General features: G+C 49.4%; 15 protein-coding genes. 4 read left to right on the top strand and 11 right to left on the bottom strand.

The window, feature by feature from the left end; genetic code table 11:
* Positions 1–23: 23 nt before the first annotated feature.
* The 7 genes from CVU71_01545 to CVU71_01515 all read right to left on the bottom strand — a co-directional run bounded on the left by CVU71_01545 (position 24) and on the right by CVU71_01515 (position 9,852).
* Positions 24–1,721 carry an AMP-dependent synthetase gene (locus tag CVU71_01545; protein PKN20502.1) on the bottom strand — a complete coding sequence of 566 codons (1,698 nt, stop codon included), beginning with the start codon at positions 1,719–1,721 and terminating at the stop codon, positions 24–26.
* 40 nt (positions 1,722–1,761) lie between these two features.
* Positions 1,762–3,432, bottom strand: coding sequence for a long-chain fatty acid--CoA ligase (locus CVU71_01540; protein ID PKN20501.1), 1,671 nt, complete (start codon positions 3,430–3,432; stop codon positions 1,762–1,764).
* 75 nt (positions 3,433–3,507) lie between these two features.
* A complete protein-coding gene (locus CVU71_01535) occupies positions 3,508–5,289 on the bottom strand; it encodes an exopolyphosphatase (GenBank protein PKN20500.1) in 1,782 nt (593 codons plus the stop codon).
* A 12-nt stretch (positions 5,290–5,301) separates the two neighbouring features.
* A complete protein-coding gene (locus CVU71_01530) occupies positions 5,302–6,072 on the bottom strand; it encodes an enoyl-CoA hydratase (protein ID PKN20499.1) in 771 nt (256 codons plus the stop codon).
* Between the two features lie 19 nt (positions 6,073–6,091).
* On the bottom strand, positions 6,092–6,634 hold the full coding sequence (locus tag CVU71_01525; protein ID PKN20498.1) for a hypothetical protein: 543 nt from the start codon (positions 6,632–6,634) through the stop codon (positions 6,092–6,094).
* A 35-nt stretch (positions 6,635–6,669) separates the two neighbouring features.
* Entirely contained in the window at positions 6,670–8,157 is a 1,488-nt protein-coding gene (locus tag CVU71_01520) for a pyruvate carboxylase subunit A (GenBank protein ID PKN20497.1), read from the bottom strand.
* Between the two features lie 78 nt (positions 8,158–8,235).
* Positions 8,236–9,852, bottom strand: a complete 1,617-nt coding sequence (locus CVU71_01515; GenBank protein ID PKN20496.1) for a methylcrotonoyl-CoA carboxylase — start codon at positions 9,850–9,852, stop codon at positions 8,236–8,238.
* Positions 9,853–10,108: 256 nt separating this feature from the next.
* Here CVU71_01515 and CVU71_01510 point away from each other — a divergent pair, with 256 nt between their 5' ends.
* A complete protein-coding gene (locus CVU71_01510) occupies positions 10,109–10,780 on the top strand; it encodes a hypothetical protein (GenBank protein PKN20495.1) in 672 nt (223 codons plus the stop codon).
* 479 nt (positions 10,781–11,259) lie between these two features.
* Here the strand turns inward: CVU71_01510 and CVU71_01505 are convergent, their stop codons facing one another.
* A complete protein-coding gene (locus CVU71_01505) occupies positions 11,260–12,888 on the bottom strand; it encodes a hydroxylamine reductase (protein PKN21032.1) in 1,629 nt (542 codons plus the stop codon).
* 144 nt (positions 12,889–13,032) lie between these two features.
* On the opposite strand from CVU71_01505, the gene CVU71_01500 reads away from it, so the two are divergent.
* The 3 genes from CVU71_01500 to CVU71_01490 all read left to right on the top strand — a co-directional run bounded on the left by CVU71_01500 (position 13,033) and on the right by CVU71_01490 (position 15,644).
* Positions 13,033–13,719, top strand: a complete 687-nt coding sequence (locus CVU71_01500; GenBank protein ID PKN20494.1) for a transcriptional regulator — start codon at positions 13,033–13,035, stop codon at positions 13,717–13,719.
* A 72-nt stretch (positions 13,720–13,791) separates the two neighbouring features.
* A complete protein-coding gene (locus tag CVU71_01495) occupies positions 13,792–14,652 on the top strand; it encodes a hypothetical protein (protein ID PKN20493.1) in 861 nt (286 codons plus the stop codon).
* On the top strand, positions 14,649–15,644 hold the full coding sequence (locus CVU71_01490; GenBank protein PKN20492.1) for a hypothetical protein: 996 nt from the start codon (positions 14,649–14,651) through the stop codon (positions 15,642–15,644). The genes CVU71_01495 and CVU71_01490 overlap by 4 nt, the downstream gene beginning before the upstream one ends.
* A gap of 58 nt (positions 15,645–15,702) precedes the next feature.
* Here the strand turns inward: CVU71_01490 and CVU71_01485 are convergent, their stop codons facing one another.
* From CVU71_01485 to CVU71_01475, 3 genes are read right to left on the bottom strand one after another with little or no spacing between them, the layout of a single operon-like run.
* A complete protein-coding gene (locus CVU71_01485) occupies positions 15,703–16,926 on the bottom strand; it encodes a hypothetical protein (protein ID PKN20491.1) in 1,224 nt (407 codons plus the stop codon).
* Between the two features lie 41 nt (positions 16,927–16,967).
* A complete protein-coding gene (locus CVU71_01480; protein ID PKN20490.1) occupies positions 16,968–17,474 on the bottom strand; it encodes a chemotaxis protein CheW in 507 nt (168 codons plus the stop codon).
* A 24-nt stretch (positions 17,475–17,498) separates the two neighbouring features.
* A complete protein-coding gene (locus tag CVU71_01475; protein PKN20489.1) occupies positions 17,499–17,723 on the bottom strand; it encodes a hypothetical protein in 225 nt (74 codons plus the stop codon).
* Between the last annotated feature and the right edge of the window lie 181 nt (positions 17,724–17,904).

The following is a 17,904-nucleotide window of genomic DNA, read 5'->3' as shown; positions in this document are numbered from 1 at the left end:
GCCCATCAGGCTTTGCCGGATGGTCAGTCACGCCCCGCAGAATCGGCAAGCAGATGGGGGGCGTTTTTCCGCAGGAGCTTCTTATCAAGCTTTCCCACCGGCGTAAGAGGCAGTTCTTTCATGAACATGATCCATTTGGGCATTTCATAAGGCGCCAGCCTGTTCTTCAGGAAAGCAATAATTTCTTCTTTCAGCGCCGGCTCATTGCCGGCATCCGCATAACCCGGATCAGGCTGAACGAATGCCGCCACCAGTTCCGATCCCGGCCGGTCGGGATTGGGAACGCCGACCAGTGCCGCGCTGGCCACGGCGGGATGCTCGACAAGGATGGCTTCCACCTTCACGGAAAAAACCTTGTACCCGCCGACGATGATCATGTCTTTTGTCCGATCGACGATGCGCAGATAACCTTCTTCATCCTGGACCGCCACATCGCCGCCATGGAGGTACCCGTCTGCGTCGATCACCTTTTTCGTCTCTTCCGGCCGCCCGTAATATCCGACCATGACCTGCGGACCTTTGACGCAGATTTCCCCGGGTTCGCCGATGGGGACCTCCTTGCCGGTCAGCGGATCAATGAGACGAATGTCCGTGTTGATCAGCGGCAGTCCTACCGTCCCCAGCTTCTTTTTTTTCTGGACGGGATTACAGGCAATCAGCGGCGATGCTTCCGTCATGCCGAGATTCTCCAGGAGTTTCCCCTTGCCGACAATTTTCTCAAAATCCTTCTGGGCCTCTTCAGGAAACGGCGAGGCAGAAGAAATGCAGGTCTGGACACGGGAATGGTCCAACTGGCGGAAGCGGGGATTCGCCATCAGCATCTGATACAGAGCGGGAACGCTTACCAGAAGGGACGGCTTGTAGCGCTCAATTTCACGGCAGATATGGTCCGTGTCGCGGGGGTTGGGAACGAGAACCTGCGTTCCCGCCATGTACACGGCGCAGATATTGACGAACAGCCCGGCGATATGGAAAAACGGAAATCCCGAAACGGCCGTCACTTCTCCATCCCGCCAACCCAGCCATTTGCGGTAGATCATCATATCCGCAACGGAGTTCCGGTGGCTGAGCATCGCCCCTTTGGGGATGCCGGTCGTGCCGCCCGTGTATTGCAGGTAAGCGATGTCATCGGGAGTGTTTTCCACGGTGGGCAGATCATCGGAAAATTTACCTGGCTCCAGGATCTCTTCAAATGTATAAACCGTCTTCCCCGCCTGCGGCCTTACATCAGCTGTCAAACCGGGGAAAAAACTCGCCGCCCTGGCGGCAGCAATCACCTGCAAATCGGGCAGCCGGGGTACGATTTCCGGGATCTTGTCCGCAAAGGAAATATCCAGCGTCACAAGGGCCCGGGCTCTGGAATCGGTCAATTGCTGGAAAAGCTGTTCGGTCGACAAGAGCATTGAAACGCCTGATACGGTGCATCCCGCTTTCAGGGTGCCCAGCCAGGCGAAAATGTACTCGGGCATATTGGGGAGATTGATGCCGACCACGTCTCCCTTTTTAAACCCGTGCGACAGGAGCATCCGGGCAAAGCGGTTGCTCTCCCTGTCCAGTTCGGCATAGCTTATATGGCGACCCATATAGGCAAAGGCCGTCGTGTCAGGATAATTCTTAAACGTGGGCCGGATCACCCGGGTGTAAGAGGTTTCAAACAGTTGGGAATCAATGTCTTCCATATTTTCGTCATAAGAACGACGCCAAAATTTTTCTTTGTTCATCGGAGGGCCTCCTCATAAACAATATTAAAGTTGGTCTTTCTTACTTTTTCAGCTTGGCCTGTTCTTCTTCCTTGAGAACCCGGCGCAGCACCTTGCCGACATTCGACTGGGGCAGACTGGAACGAAATTCCACCATCTTGGGCACCTTGTAAACAGCGAGCTTTTTCTTGCAGAAATCGATGATCTCTTTTTCCGTCGCGGGTTCTCCTTCTTTCAAGACGACGAAGGCTTTCACAGTCTCGCCGCGGTAGGAGTCCGGAATGCCGATCACGCAGGCCAGTTGTACCGCAGGATGCTGATAGAGGACTTCTTCCACTTCGCGGGGATAAATATTATATCCGGCGGCAATGATGACGTCTTTTTTCCGGTCCACGATAAAGAGATAACCTTCTTCGTCGAGATATCCGATGTCTCCGGTATAGAGCCATCCGTCCCTGATTGTCTCCGCTGTTGCCTCGGGATTTTTATAATAGGCCCGGGTGACCTGGGGACCCTTGATCAGGATTTCACCCGCCTGGCCCTGTGGCAGATCTTTGGTTCCTGATTCAACATCGACAATGCGGCAGTCCGTCTCCGGTATCGGCACACCAACGCTGCCTATCTTCGTCTTTCCCCGCCAGGGATTGAACGTCGCCAGGGCCGTGGTTTCCGAAAGCCCGTACAATTCAACAATGGTCGCTCTCGTTGATTTCTCCCAGGCCGTAATGGTTTCCAGGGCCAGCGGCGCGGCGCCGGACAGGCACCCCTTGATGAAATTCCACTTGGTCGAGGAAAATTTCGGGTGATTGAGAAGACCGATATACATGGTCGGCACGCCGCCGAACAGCGTCGGCCGGTATCTTTCCGTCAGCTCAATAATGATATCCGGCGTCGGACGCGGAACCAGAATAATCGTCCATCCCCGGTAGATGCCGTTATTCATGATGTCGGTGTAGCCGGCCACGTGAAAAAAAGGAAGAACGGCTAAAAGCCTTTCTTCGCCGTCTTTGGTATCGAATAACCAGGCTTTGAATTGCTGGACGGCCGCACTGGAATTGCCGTGGCTGATCACAACGGCCTTGGAAACGCCCGTCGTGCCGCCCGTATAAATGAAAGCCGCCGGATCATCGAAGGTTACGGTCGGTAAAGATGACGGTGCAGGGCAGCCGGAAAGGAGTGCCCTGAATTCATAAACGCCGGTCTGAGGTTCGATATCGACGTGCAATGCGGACAGCTCCTGAACAAATGCATCACCGTCGGAAGCCGGCAGGTAGTCTCGAACATGGCAGACGATCACTTTTTCGATGGCCGTTTTTCCGCGTAGGGACAAGATTCCGGGCACAAAAATATCCAGACAAATGGCCGTGCGGACATCGGAGTCTTTAAGGTTATGTTCCATTTCACTTGCCGTATAGAGCGGGTTGTTCATCACCGCCACGGCCCCCAGGCGGAAAAGGGCATAGGTGGCAATCACCATTTGGGGAATGTTCGGCAGAATCAAGCCGACCTTGTCGCCTTTCTTAACCCCCAGACCGCTCAAGGCAGAGGCGAAACGATCAACCGTTTCCAGAAGTTCGCCGTACGAAACTTCTCTGCCCATGAGGATTAAAGCCGTATGGTCCGGCTTGCGCGCAGCCGATCTCTGCAGGGCCGAATATAAGGTTTCTTTTTCAAATTGAATCGCCGAGGGTACACCTTTAACATAAGCTTGATGCCAAATTCTTTTTTCCATAGCATTCCTCTTTTGTGTTGTTCGGTTGTCGTTCGGAAGATTCAGGAAGATAGACGACTTAAAAAATAATTTCGTCTATTTCCCCTGTATGATCGCTTCCGGTATGTCCACGATTTTTGCCCGCAGATATTCACCCAGGGTCTTGGCCTGCCCATCCAGTCTAAGGGATGAGGCAACGCCATCGCCCAGGATTCCCCGGATATAAAAATTCACAGCCAGAAGATTCGGCAGTTCATAACGCTCGATTTTATAATTTTGAGTTTCTTTGAGGAGATCCTGCAACCGTTCTGTCGTTAAATACGTCCTGAGGAATGCAAAAGCTTCGGGCGTTTTCGCCCAAACTCCCAGATTGGCATTTCCCCCCTTGTCACCGGAACGCGCGGCAAAAAGCCGGCCCAGAGGCAACCGGACGGTTTTACCGTCAGGAACGCGAGGCACAACAGCAGGCAGAGGTTCCGGTGCGATAAATTCCTGCACAGGCGGATGGGCAGGCAGAGTGAATTCTCTTTCACCAATGATCACTTTTTGTTGAATGTATCTATCCGATACAAGGGCCGGCCAGTACATGATCGCCGGAGATCCTTTGGACGGCGGCGCCGTTCCGGCAAAGCCGGGAATATTGGCAAGGGCCAGTTCTACAATCGTGGATGAAACACGCGCCACCTTCTTGGCATCGGGATCGATCACGGTGATACGCAGATAAGCAAAGGCCTCTTCGTTTGAGGCGGGATCTTCCTTATCCGACCGGATAAGCTGAACAGACGACTGCTGAAACTGATCCTTACCCCCCAGGGCATCGAACAGACTATCTTCCAGAATGCGAGCTTTTTTCTCGATATCCAGCCCGGTGAGGATAATGGTCATGGCGTTGCGAAATCCACCCAGGGTGTTGATGCAAACCTTGGCGGTATCCGTTGGCGGTTCCCCCCGGACATTGTCCACTCGCACCCGGTTGAGCCCGTCAGGCGCTATCCGGATCGTATCAAACCGTGCGACAACGTCCGGCGTTAAATAGCGGGGGGAATTAATTTCATAAAGCAATTGCGCCTTCACCGTATCCACTGAGACAAGCCCACCTGTATTCGGGTGCTTGGTAATGACAAAGGAGCCATCCGCAGAGATCTCCGCAATGGGAAAGCCGACATTTTTGAAACTGGAAACCTCATCAATAAAGGAGTAATTGCCGCCCGTGGCCTGAGCGCCGCATTCGATAATATGCCCCGCCGTCGTGGCCCCCGCCAGTCTGTCCCAGTCATGGCACGACCAGCCAAACCACCAGGACGCAGGACCAACGACAAGGGACGCGTCAGCGATGCGGCCACCGATGACGATGTCGGCTCCTTCATCAAGAGCCTTCACAATGCCCTGGCATCCCAGGTAGGCATTCGCGGAAATGGTTATGGCAGAGGAATCCTTCAGGGCGATTCCCTTGTCCAGATGCAGGAAAGCTTCTCCTTTTGTTTGCAGATCACTCAAACGGGGCATGAGGTCGTCCCCCTCGATATAGGCAATCCGGGGGTGGATACCCAGCGCGCCGGCGATACGCGCGAGTTCGGCGGCCAGGCCTTTGGGATTCAAGCCGCCGGCGTTGGAAACCACGCGTATCTTCCGGTCAAGGCACTCTCCCATGATCTGTTCCATCTGTTTGAGAAAGGTCGATACGTATCCGCCATTCGGGTCCTTGCTTTTCGCCCGGAAAAGGATCGCCATGGTCAACTCCGCAAGATAATCACCCGTCAGGAAATCAATAGGCCCGCCTTGAATCATTTCTTTAGCTGCACTGAAACGATCTCCGAAAAAACCACTGCAATTTGCGATAATAACTGGTTCCATATTTTTTTTATTTCTTTCTCTCATGCGTCTTCTCCTCTATTTCCCCGTAAACGTTGGGGGACGTTTTTCAATAAAGGCCATGATTCCTTCCCGTGCGTCTTCCGTTGAGGCAACCGCCGGAAGTTTCTGTGAAAGGAAATCCAGGGCTGCCTCAAAAGGCATGGAAGAGGCTTCATAAAAGGCCTCTTTACCGATTCTGATACCGATGGGACTTTTGGCAGCCAGATTTTTCAGAATATTTCCAACCGTCTCTTCCAACCGGTCGTCGGGGGCTATTCGAGTGACCAAGCCCATTTCAAGTGCTTCTCTGGCACTGAGACGTTCACCCAGCAGAATCATTTCCATCGCCTTTTTCCGGGCGACATTACGGAAGATCAGAGCTCCGATCATCATGGGCCAAAGACCTACATTAACCTCCGGGGTGCCGAATCGGGAATTCTCACTGGCCACAACAATGTCGCATGCCAGCATAAAACCCATACCGCCGGCTAAACAGAAACCCTTCACCCGGGCAACGGTTGGTTTGGGAAACGCAGCAATGCGCTTGAGCAATCGGGCATAGTCCCAGAATGCCTTTTGGCCTTCAGCCGACAGGCCGTCCCCTAATTGGGCGCCAGTACAAAAAGCCTTTTCCCCCGCACCGGTAATCAATATGGCCCGCACGGATTCATCGGCCTCGGCCTGGTCAAGATAGGTAAGGAAAAGGGCAATGGCTTCCATGGTGATTGCATTTCTTTGGCTTTCGCGGTTGATCGTGATACGGGCCACATGGTTTTCCAGATGATAAAGCACATGATCTTCCGTCATTTGCTTCTCTCTCCTTTCTTCAAGCGAGCGCACGGTCTCCATCCGTGGGGGTATCCGTTTCTTCCTTTTCAATATCGATGAGAATCTGACCGGGCATGACTTTATTCCCTTCTGAGACGTTAATCTTGAGCACGGTTCCTTTATAGGGCGCACAGAGCGTGGCCTCCATCTTCATCGCCGTAACAATCATGACACCCTGACCTTTTTCAACTTGATCGCCGGCAGTGACCAGAATACGGACAACTACCGAAGGCATGGGTGGAGTAACGACCAAGGGACCTTCTTTGTTCCCCCGCTTCCGGGTATAGTTTTGGGCAAGCGTATCGGCGTCCTGGACCAGATAAGACATCCCTTCGATATTGATAAGTTTGCCATCCGTCATATCGGCCACATAGACATTCAGGCTCCCGCTACCGAGTTGCAGGTGTATCTGGTTATCCGATATTCTTTGACAGCGGGCTAAATAGGTTTCGTTGCCTATGGATGCCGACAAAATACCGTCGTCCCGGAGATCGGCGGTAACGGGAAGATGAATCTCCCCGATTTTCAGATTGTAATCCATGGCTGCCTCCTTAATATGTAGTATTCAGCTGCTCGTCAGGGCCGGAAATTCGCCAATGTCAACCACGGTGAAGGCGATAGACCTTCCGCGGGAATAAGACTTTTCTTGATGCTATGTTTTGAGATCTGATCAGCCATATAGGCGAGACCGGCAAGGCCGATGTTTCCGGGGGCAGGTTTCCAGCCGTTAAAATGAACAGCCATAAAATCAGTGAAGGTTTCTCCGCGGCGGAAGGACTCCGAAGAAAGAATATCGACCAGTAAAGGAATGGGGGTCAGAACACCCAAAATGATGTAGCTCTTAAGGGCTTTGATCATGCGCTCGATACAATCATCACGTTTTTCTGCATGGGTAATCAATTTCGAGAGGATGGGATCATATTCCATCGGAACCGTGTAACCCGAATAGATGCCGCAGTCGTTCCGGATGCCGCCCCCGCGGGGTTCCTTGACAAAGTGAATTTTGCCCGGCGAAGGCATAAAAGAATTCAAAGGATCCTCAGCATAGATACGGCACTCGATGGCATGGCCGCGGCCGACGATATCTCCCTGGGAGAGCGTCAAAGGAGAACCGGCGGCGATTTCAATCTGCTGCCGCACCAGATCGATACCCGTGATCATTTCCGTGATGGGGTGTTCCACCTGGAGACGGGTGTTCACCTCTAGAAAATAGAATTTTCCTGTCTCATCAAGCAAAAATTCCACCGTACCAGCGTTTATGTATCCTGCAGCCTTGGCAGCAGCCACAGCGGATTTGCCCATGGCCTCACGAAGTGTCGGTGTCAGTGCGGGCGATGGCGTTTCTTCAATGATTTTCTGATGCCGCCGTTGAATGGAGCATTCGCGTTCCAGCAGGTGAATTATATTCCCGTGGGTGTCAGCGAGAATCTGGAATTCAACGTGTCGGGACTTTTCAAAATACTTTTCCAGGTAGATGTCACCATTACCAAAGGCACTTCTTGCTTCGCTTGCTGCAGAGACGGCAGCCTCCCGGAAATCTTCCGGAGACCAAACGATTCGCATCCCTTTGCCGCCTCCGCCAGCTGCCGCCTTGATGATAACCGGATAGCCGATCCGATCAGCTTCCTTTATGAGAATATCATGATTCTGTTCCGCGGCCATCATGCCGGGAATAACTGGGACATCACTTTTAATCATGATTTGCCGTGCCACAGTTTTATTTCCAAGATTCCGGATAACTCCGGCGGGTGGACCGATAAAGATTATTCCTTCTTGTGCGCATCGTTGTGCAAAGACGGGATTCTCTGAGAGGAATCCATAACCGGGATGGATGGCCTGCGCCCCCGTTTGTTTGGCAGCGGAGATGATTCGGTCCATTTGTAAATAGCTTTCGGATGGTTCTGCCGGACCTAAACAAACAGTTTGGTTCGCCTCCAACACATGGAGGGCCTCTTTATCAGCTTCAGAATGGACGGCAACGGTTTTAATGCCCATTTCCCGGCATGTGGACATGATGCGAACGGAAATTTCTCCCCGATTAGCAATCAGTATTTTTTCAAACATCTTAGCTTTCCTTTCAGAAATATCGGCTGAAGAATGTCACATATTTCAGCCTTTAATCTATTGGCCTGTTTTTAATAGTCACATCCTGAAAATTCCGTATCCTTGTACATCATCTTTAATAGGCGCGTTAAGCGAAGCAGAAATCGCCAATCCTAAAACATTGCGCGTATCCGCCGGATCAAGGATACCGTCATCCCATAAATTTGCAGTGCTATAGTAGGCATCACCCTCTTTTCTGGCAGCTTCCACGATCGGCCCCCGGATGAGGTCTTCTTCTGCTTTCGTCAAAGGCGGAAAGCCGGCCTTCGTGTTCTGGTCATTCTTCAGAGTAATCAGGACTCCCGCCGCCTGTTCGCCGCCCATGACGCCGATCTGGGCATTAGGCCACATCCAGAGGAACCGTGGCGAATACGCCCGACCGCACATACCATAGTTACCTGCACCGAAAGAGGCACCTACAATAACGGTGAACTTGGGGACAGTGCAGGTGGAGACGGCATTAACCATCTTCTGTCCATCTTTGGTAATCCCGAGGCGTTCATACTCTTTGCCGATGATATAACCATTGATGTTCTGCAGGAAGACAAGAGGAATCCTTCTCCGGTCGCACAACTGTATAAATTGGGTTGCCTTGAGGGCGCTGTTCGAGAAAAGAATGCCGTTGTTTCCCAGAATACCCACAGGGTAGCCATGGACATAGGCGAATCCGCACACCAGAGTCGGCCCATAGAGTTCTTTGAATTCCAGAAACTCGCTTCCATCCACGATGCGCGCGATGACTTCCCGGCAGTCATAGGGAACCTTCAAATCCCGGCTTACCACCCCGTAAAGTTCCCGTGAATCATAGATAGGTGGTTTGGGTTCACGCATTGTCAACCGGGCTTTCTCGTTTCCAGGAAGGGCCTTGACAATTTTTCGGACAATCATAATGGCATGAGTGTCATCTTCGGCAAAGTAATCAGATACACCCGACTCGATGCAGTGAACTTCTGCTCCACCAAGCTGATCGGCTGTCACTTCTTCGCCCGTTGCCGCTAAAACGAGTGGCGGACCCCCCAGGAAAATAGCGCCTTCTCCTTTGACGTGAATGACTTCGTCTGACATGGCCGGAACATAAGCCCCACCGGCTGTACACAGGCCCATAACTGCCGTAATTTGCGGGATGCCCTTTTTGGAAATAACCGCTTGATTATAGAAAATCCTTCCACCGTCATCGATATCGGGGAAAATTTCTGATTGCAGGGGCAGATAAGCACCGGCAGAATCGAGGAGGTTAACCATAGGCAAATGGTTTTCCATGCAGATGGTTTGACAGCGCAGGTTTTTTTTAACGCCCATAGGAAAAACCGATCCGCCCTTGATGGTAGCGTCGCTGGCTACGACAAGAACTTCGTGGCCTTCTATAACGCCAATACCAGTCACAAGCCCGGCAGAGTGGACTTTTCCGTCATACATGCCCCTTGCGGCCAGAGGCGCAATCTCAATAAACGGGGTATTTTTATCGAGAAGCAGATCCAACTTTTTACGTACAGGCATCTTGCCCTGGCTTGCTAAACGATCAATCACTTTCTGCGACCTATCCTCCCGCGCCTTTTTTAATTCTGCTTTGAGATCCACCACGAGAGAGGCCATGGCTTCGTAATTCTTTTTGAATTCATCGGAATTCTTATCGATTCTTGTTTCTATGATATCCATAGCCATTTCACCTTTCGCATTATATTTTTAATATTAACTTGCAGTTAATATTTATACTGTGAGTAGATATTTAACCGTAAGTTAACTTTTAGTCAACAATTATTTTTGAAAATTCTAACGTGCACGGTGAAAACCAAGCGCAAAGCGGGATTTAGGCTTGACAATATTTACTGTTGATATATATTATATTCTCATAATCAGTATCAACCACGAGCTCACACAGGGTACCCAAATTTCATATATTTTGAGGCAATCGATGAACAAACACAAACATAAGCAGGCAATCTTGGAGAGGAAAAATCGGGAAAAGGACCAGCGGATTCAAACTATTTTAGAAGCAGCAAAAAAACTTTTTTTCTCCAAAGGATATCAAAAAACAACCATGGATGACATTGCGCTTGAAGCGCAGATCAGCAAACCAACTGTATATCAACACTTTGCTACAAAAGATGAGCTGTACTCTCATCTGATGCTGCCGTTTTTGGAAGAATTCGGCAGACAGTTTGAAACTATCGAGCATAAGCTGTCCAATAGAAAATATCTAACCGGAAGAGATCTGGTGAAAAACCTCTTTAAAATATTTGTACGCAGTTATGAAAAAGCACCAGACTCCCTCCGGGTGGCAAATACCTTTTTCCAGCACCGGGATTTGATCGACCAACTTAATCCGGAGTCGCGTTCGATCTTAAGCAATAGAGGCAAATACGATTTTGAAATTGGCCGACGAATCATTGACGAAGCGATAGCACAGGGTCTGTTTAAAAAGATCAATGGTTACGCATTGTCGGACATTATATGGGCGATGTTTCTTGGCATCACTCAAGTGATGGATATGAAAGCCATGAAACAGACGCTGCCTAATAAATATCTGAAAAATACCTTAACCATTGCGGAAAAACTGCTCACCGATGCCATCGTGCTAAAATAGAGCCTATTGAAATAGGGCATGCGGAAAATTCCACTGCAAGAAAATATAATAATTATGAATGTCAGCTAATTTGTTCAATGCGCATAAATAAAGTGGTTTTCGTGTTTCGGAAGAATAAGACCGGCAAGCTGCCGCCCTCCGGTGATTCTCGTTCCGTTTCCAAGGTTTGTCCAGGCGATTCCATCGGTGAGTGGAATGCTCGAAGGTGACCCTCCCTATCTTAGAACTTGCCCGACACCGCGTCCAGGTGGCGGTTGAGCTGTCTGACGAGACGCTTAGATACTGAAGAGCAACATCGGTATTGATGAGCAGGCATGACGAAGTTTACTGACGGAAACCCTTAGATGCAAACAGGCTGCTCACGCTTTTCGTGAGCAGCCTGTTTTTGAAATCATACTTTCGCACACAATTACTGGATTCCGTGTCGCGCTTCGCTTGCCCGGAACGGGTGACCTGAAAGGTTATGACAGCCGTAATTTTTAACCTAATATTGTTTTCAAATCCTCGTCCGGCGTGGTGATCGGTTTGATTGCGAAATTCTCCACCAGCACATTTAACACGTTAGGCGTAATGAAAGCCGGCAAAGACGGTCCCAGGCGAATGTCCTTGATACCGAGATACAAGAGTGTCAGCAGAATAGCTACCGCTTTTTGCTCATACCAGGACAGAATCATGGACAATGGAAGATCATTGACGCCGCAATTAAATGCCTTGGATAACGCCACGGCAATTTGAATGGCCGAATACGCGTCGTTGCATTGTCCGACGTCCAGCAGACGCGGGATGCCACCGATATCGCCCAGCTCCTGATCAAAGAAACGGAACTTACCGCAAGCCAGTGTCATGACCACTGTGTCTTTAGGCGCTTTTTCAACAAACTCCGTATAGTAATTTCTACCGGGTTTGGCACCATCGCATCCGGCGACCAGAAAGAAGTGGCGGATAGCCTTGCCTTTGACCGCCTCAATGACTTTATCGGCCACACCCAGAACGGCATTGCGGGCAAAACCCACCATGACTGACTTACCTTCCTGATCTGCCGCAAAGCCCGGCAGTTCGAGCGCTTTTTTGATAACCGGTTCGAAGTTTCTGTCAGCAATATGGGCAACGCCGGGCCATCCGACCAGACCGCAGGTGAAAAGATTGTCTTTATAAGCATCGCGTGGTCTCTGAATACAATTGGTGGTCATCAGAATGGCGCCGGGAAATTCGGCAAACTCTTTCGCCTGATTCTGCCAGGCTGTTCCGTAATGACCGTAGAAGTGGGGATACTTCTTCAGCTCCGGATAACCGTGCGCCGGCAGCATTTCGCCATGCGTATAAATATTGATCCCTTTGCCGGCGGTTTGCTTCAGCAGTTCGGATAAATCTTTCAAATCGTGGCCGGAAATCAGAATAGCCTTGCCTTTTTTAGCGCCAAGTGGCACGGACGTGGGAACGGGATGACCAAAGGCTCCGGTATTGCCCGCGTCGAGCAGTTCCATGGTGCGCAGATTGATTTCACCGCATTTGAGGACCAGGCCGACCCAGCCGTTTAAATCCAGGTTCTCCCGGGCGATGGCCGCGAGCGCTTCCTGAATAAAAGCATAAATCTTTTCATCTTCCTGCCCCAGAATCTGCGCATGATCGGCATAGGCCGCTACTCCCTTGATGCCAAACAATAAAATGTGCTTGAGTGATTGAATATCTTTGTTTTCCAAGGCATCCGCTTTAAGCGACGCTGTGGGGGCCTTGGCAATAAGCCCGGCAACTGTGGATTGGGGTTGGAAGGTTACCGCGGTGGTCTTTTCATCGATAGTCGCCCCGGCCTTTTTAGCTTTTATTATAAGGTTGTCGCGCAGCCCGGCGCATTTGCCGATCAACGTAACAAAACGCGCGGGGTCAAAATCCACATTGGTCAGGGTTGAAAAAAGCGCTTTGGCTGTGAAGACATTGACATCCGGATCATTGATTCCCGCTTTGCGGGCATCCACCGCCGCGATGGACAAACCCTGAAGCGCATAGACCAGAATATCCTGAAGCGCGGCAACCTCCGCGTCCTTGCCGCAAACACCACCCTTCACGCATCCTTCGCCCTTTGCCGTCTGCTCGCACTGGTAACAAAACATCGCTAAATTTTCCATTGACTGTCTCCTTATTATTTTCAATTTTTTTGTAGCTTCATTTTGATGGCAATATAATCAAAGATCGGCAGTTGCACCTTGACTTAAGTCAAGCATCAGTGATATTTTTTCATTGAAGGAAAAATATCTATGGACATTACATCGATTATCGCCGGCATTCCGCTGTTTGAAGGCCTGTCACCAAAACAATGCACCGCACTGGGGGCCATCGCCGTGCGAAAATATTATTCACGAGGGCAAAACTTTTTTGCGGAAGGCGACGAGGGCATCGGCTTTTATATTATCCTTTCCGGTAAAGTAAAAGTTTTCAAACTTTCGCCTGACGGCAAAGAACAAATTTTTCATATTCTGGAGGCGCCCGAACCATTCGCGGAAGCGGCTGTCTTTGCCGGGCAACATTATCCGGCTTCCGCCCAGGCGCTTGCCGAAACCATTGTCCTGTTCTTTCCGAGACAGAAGTTTTTGGAACTGATCAGCCTGCAACCTTCTCTTGCACTTTCCATGCTGGCGCTTCTATCCCAGCGCCTGCGCAAGCTTACGATGCTGGTCGAAAATTTATCTCTCAAAGAAGTTCCGGGAAGACTGGCTGCCTATCTGCTCTACCTTCATGAACATAACGACGATTCCACCACCGTCAAGTTGGACATCTCCAAGAATCAAATGGCCGGATTGCTGGGCACCATCCCCGAAACACTTTCCCGCATCCTGAAGCGTATGACGGATGAGAAGTTGATTAAAGCGGATACGCGCACGATTTGCATTCTGGATCAAAAAGGGCTCATTGAACTGGCGGAAGGCGTCAGAAGATTGGCTTGAGGCCCCCCTTGGCCCGGAAAAAGGGCCGAAACATGAACTGAAACATCTTGTCAGCAAGTTGAGGAAAAAAACATGGCAGATTTTCTGGATAAGAAAAAGATCCGTCAGGTTTTCCGCAATGTGCAAAAACATCAGCATATTGAAACGCTGATTCGCCAATTCTCATCCAACAAAGAGGATATTCGTCTCACGGCCCTGAACCAGGTTGACCTTTCCTCCTGCCGCAATGTTCTGGAACTGGGCTGCGCCTTCGGAGCATTTACGGAAGCGCTAAAAGGACGACTGCACCGGGAGGCGACCATCACCGGGATGGATATCATTGCCGAATACGAACCTTTTTTCCTTGAAGCCTGCAAGCGTGCCGGCTACTCCGGGACATTTTCATCAACAGGCGTCCAGGCGATCAAGAAATGCCCGCCCGCTTCATTCGATCTGATTATTTGCAGCTTTGCCTTGTATTTCTTTGTCGAGATGATACCGGAAATATCCCGTGTTCTGAAAAAAGACGGAACTTTCATCACCATTACACACGATGAATGCAACATGCAGGAACTGATTCACATCACCAGAAATACCCTAAAAGAACATCAACTGCTCGTGAACAAGCAACTCCTGCCGATTGAGACTATCATCCGGCAATTTTCAGCCGAAAACGGCAAAGCACTGCTGCATCCATTTTTTAGTCAGATCCGGAAACTGGATTTTAAAAATTCTCTTATTTTCCAGCCGTGGGACATCTATTTCTTTATTGATTATTATCAGTTTAAAAGCCCGTTTTTTCTGATCGGTACGGTGGCCAGTAAAAAGAATATCATTCATAAACTTTTACACAAGCTGCAGGACATCGGCGCCGTAAGTAAAGTCATCACCATGTGCAAAGACGACGCCATTTTTATTTGTTCACAACCTCAGTTTTCAAAGGAAAACCCATGAAAAAGCAGCGCCGGTTCTGCCTCTATTGCGGCGGGCAAATCACCCGAAAAAAGGAAGATCATGTTCTGAGAGACTGCTGTTCGCACTGCCACAGTTTTTTCTACGACAATCCGTTGCCGGTGGTTTCCACCATCGTGGATGAGGACCGGCAGATTCTTCTGGTCAAACGCGACCGGGCGCCTCATAAAGGCCTCTGGTGCCTCCCGACCGGTTTCGCGGAAGCGGGAGAAAGCATCCAGGATGCGGCTTTGCGCGAACTCCATGAAGAGACGGGCATCAAAGGAAAAATCACCCGTCTGCTGGATGTTGACTCCTATAAAAGCCGTTTTTACGGCGATCTGCTCTTTCTGACTTTTGTTGCGGAAAAAACCGGCGGAAGGGTCCGTGCAGGCGATGACAGCGCCCAGGCGCGTTTCTGTCCGATTGATGAAATTCCGCCGCTTGCTTTTCGTCCCAATAATCGCGCCCTTTCGGCTTATATCAAAAGCAAGAAAGACTATTGGGCCATCCTGGATTCCATTTCGCATCCCGATGATGCAATGACCACAAAACGCAAAGGCGCTAATGCGTTGACGCGGCGTCTGATCAACGATATTTCGAAGAATAAGGAGAAAATGATCGAGCAATGGATAGCAGACATGACGGCCAATCCTTCCACCGCCGAATATCGCCATACGGAAACCCGCACACTTTACAACATCTGTGACAGAATTATCTCACAAATCACTCTCTGGCTGGGTCATGCGTATGATATCGAACGCATCAAAATTTTCTATACCAAACTGGGTTCGGAGAGAAATAAAGCGGGGGCGAAAATCAGCGGCGTATTGAGCGCATTGAGTTTGATCCGTAAACATATCTGGGATGTCGCTCTGTCTCAGGGCACTCTTCAGAAAAACCTCGATCTTTACATGACGTTTGAACTGCAAAGGCGCATGACGATCTTTTTCGACCTGGCCATTTTTTATATTACACGGGGCTATGAAAAATAAAAAAACCGGCAGAGTTTAGATACCCTCTGCCGGCTATACATTTGAAAATTGTGCCGGTCTAAAAATCCTTGAAGTCGTCTTTGTCGAAAGGAATGACTTGTTCCGGTCTTACCGATGCCTGCTTCGCCGGCGCAGCGCCCTTCTTCATTTTGTGAACAGGAGGTGCGGCAAGCATTTTGTGTCCAGCAGCCGGTTTAACCGTCATCTTGCCCGAGGCCTTTCCGGCCGGAGCGGCATGCTTTTCGATATGAGATATTTTTGTTTTGCTGATGTTAATTTCAGCGCCAACCATACCCGCTAAATCCTCCATCCGCCTTTCCAGATGATTAACTTCGGTATTCATTGTTTCCGCCGCCGTTGCTGAAGCTTCAGCATTATAGGCCGCCTGTTGAACAATCTTATCCATTTCAGCCACGGCGCGGTTGATCTGGGCAATGCCATGCGCCTGCTCCTGGGAAGCTGTGGCGATTTCATCAACCAGTTGGCTGATTTTTGTGGAAGACGCCATGTTGTCTTTGAAAGCTTCCTGTGTGGAACTGGTTAATTCATTCCCGTTCTTAACGGCTTTCATCGTGTTTTCGATAAGTTCGCTGGTGTTTTTTGCCGCCTCGGCTGAGCGCATCGCCAGATTGCGCACTTCATCCGCGACAACGGCAAAACCCGCTCCGGCTTCACCGGCGCGCGCCGCTTCCACCGCCGCATTCAAGGCCAATAGATTGGTCTGGAAAGCAATCTCATCGATCGTCTTGATGATCTTTCCCGTTTCTTCCGACGATTTGGTTATTTCGGCAATAGCTTTGGCCATATCATCCATGTGCCGGTTAACTTTTTCAACAATGTGACCGGCTTCCTGCATCATGGCTCTGGCCTGGGAAGCATTATCCGCATTCTGTTTCGTCATGGACGATAATTCTTCCAGTGAGGAAGACGTTTGTTCGAGTGATGAAGCCTGAGAACTCGCCCCGTCAGCCAGTTGCTGGGCGGAGGAAAACACCTGCACAGACCCGGAAGAAACCTTGCTGATCACTTCTGATAATCCTTTAACACCTTTTTCCAGAGCTCCGGTTACTTTCCGGCTTACATACAACCCGAGAATAATCGTCACGATAACGCCAATTACCGTAAATATGCCAGTTATCCGCATACTGGCATTTACGCCCTCTATGTTGGAACTATCAATGTTATAAAGCTGATAAATAACCATGACTCCGATCAAAGCCATAATAACGGCTATGATTGCGAATATGCTGATCACTCTCATTCTCAATTTCATTTGTGACATAATTTAGCTCCTCACCTTTTAATATGGGTATGTCTTCCTGTTTATATAGTGGTTGTTTTCTCCAGTATCGCCACATCATCCGCATTCATGACCCGGTCAATATCCAGCAGAATTTTAATTTTTCCAATGGATTTTGCCATTCCCAGGATATAATCCGTATTTAAATTGCTTCCGAAATTAGGCGTATCTTCGATATCCGCGCCTTTAATGTTTATGACCTCCGAAACGGAATCCACAAGAATACCAATCAGAATGTGAGTATCATCTTTAGATATCTCTATGACAATAATACAAGTTCGTTCGGTGTATTCCATAGCCGGCAGACCAAATTTCAGCCGCAGATCAATGACGGGAATGATCTTGCCACGCAGATTGATCACCCCCTTGACATGCGGCGGTGTCTGCGGAATTCCGGTAATGGTAATCACACCTATGATTTCCTTAACTTTTAGAATACCTATGCCGTATTCTTCGTCGGCCAAAGTAAAAGTTAAGTATTTGCCTTCTCTTGTGTTGATAGTGTTGTCTTTTAAGTCTGCTGTCTTCATGGGAATACCTCAAATTTTAACAACTTAAAAAATGATTTCCTTTAATGATGCATTTCCGTATTTCAACTTACCGCATCGGCTTATTTTCAATATACTTGAGGCTTTAATTATAAGATTGTTGCTATTCGCCGCAATTTGTTTATTGATCATGATACGGCCGGGTTTTTCATAACATTTTTCACGGTTTTTTTCATAGCATTTTTCACGATGTCCTTTTTGCCCCGCCGATGATAACTTCTCATCGCTCACCCGCGTTAAAATTTTTGCCGACGATATAATCTTCCAATAAATTGTATTGACATGCGATCAACCTTTCCCTATACTGATTCACAGTACTGACGGTCATAAAAATAGGAATTTCTAATCAATGACTTACGGTGCCTCAGGATGTTTATTTTGAATAATATTCAGGTGACTAAATCCGATAATA

Source organism: Deltaproteobacteria bacterium HGW-Deltaproteobacteria-6 (assembly GCA_002840435.1).
Classification (GTDB): Bacteria; Desulfobacterota; Syntrophia; order Syntrophales; family Smithellaceae; genus UBA8904.
This window is presented reverse-complemented; position numbering and strand designations above follow the sequence as displayed.

Coding starts and splice junctions, on each gene's coding strand:
- CVU71_01490 (PKN20492.1), top strand. CDS start 14,649: ATGAAAAAGCAGCGCCGGTTCTGCCTCTATTGCGGCGGGCAAATCACC.
- CVU71_01525 (PKN20498.1), bottom strand. CDS start 6,634: ATGGATTACAATCTGAAAATCGGGGAGATTCATCTTCCCGTTACCGCC.
- CVU71_01480 (PKN20490.1), bottom strand. CDS start 17,474: ATGAAGACAGCAGACTTAAAAGACAACACTATCAACACAAGAGAAGGC.
- CVU71_01495 (PKN20493.1), top strand. CDS start 13,792: ATGGCAGATTTTCTGGATAAGAAAAAGATCCGTCAGGTTTTCCGCAAT.
- CVU71_01505 (PKN21032.1), bottom strand. CDS start 12,888: ATGTTTTGTTACCAGTGCGAGCAGACGGCAAAGGGCGAAGGATGCGTG.
- CVU71_01535 (PKN20500.1), bottom strand. CDS start 5,289: ATGAGAGAAAGAAATAAAAAAAATATGGAACCAGTTATTATCGCAAAT.
- CVU71_01510 (PKN20495.1), top strand. CDS start 10,109: ATGAACAAACACAAACATAAGCAGGCAATCTTGGAGAGGAAAAATCGG.
- CVU71_01515 (PKN20496.1), bottom strand. CDS start 9,852: ATGGATATCATAGAAACAAGAATCGATAAGAATTCCGATGAATTCAAA.
- CVU71_01500 (PKN20494.1), top strand. CDS start 13,033: ATGGACATTACATCGATTATCGCCGGCATTCCGCTGTTTGAAGGCCTG.
- CVU71_01485 (PKN20491.1), bottom strand. CDS start 16,926: ATGTCACAAATGAAATTGAGAATGAGAGTGATCAGCATATTCGCAATC.
- CVU71_01530 (PKN20499.1), bottom strand. CDS start 6,072: ATGACGGAAGATCATGTGCTTTATCATCTGGAAAACCATGTGGCCCGT.
- CVU71_01545 (PKN20502.1), bottom strand. CDS start 1,721: ATGAACAAAGAAAAATTTTGGCGTCGTTCTTATGACGAAAATATGGAA.
- CVU71_01520 (PKN20497.1), bottom strand. CDS start 8,157: ATGTTTGAAAAAATACTGATTGCTAATCGGGGAGAAATTTCCGTTCGC.
- CVU71_01540 (PKN20501.1), bottom strand. CDS start 3,432: ATGGAAAAAAGAATTTGGCATCAAGCTTATGTTAAAGGTGTACCCTCG.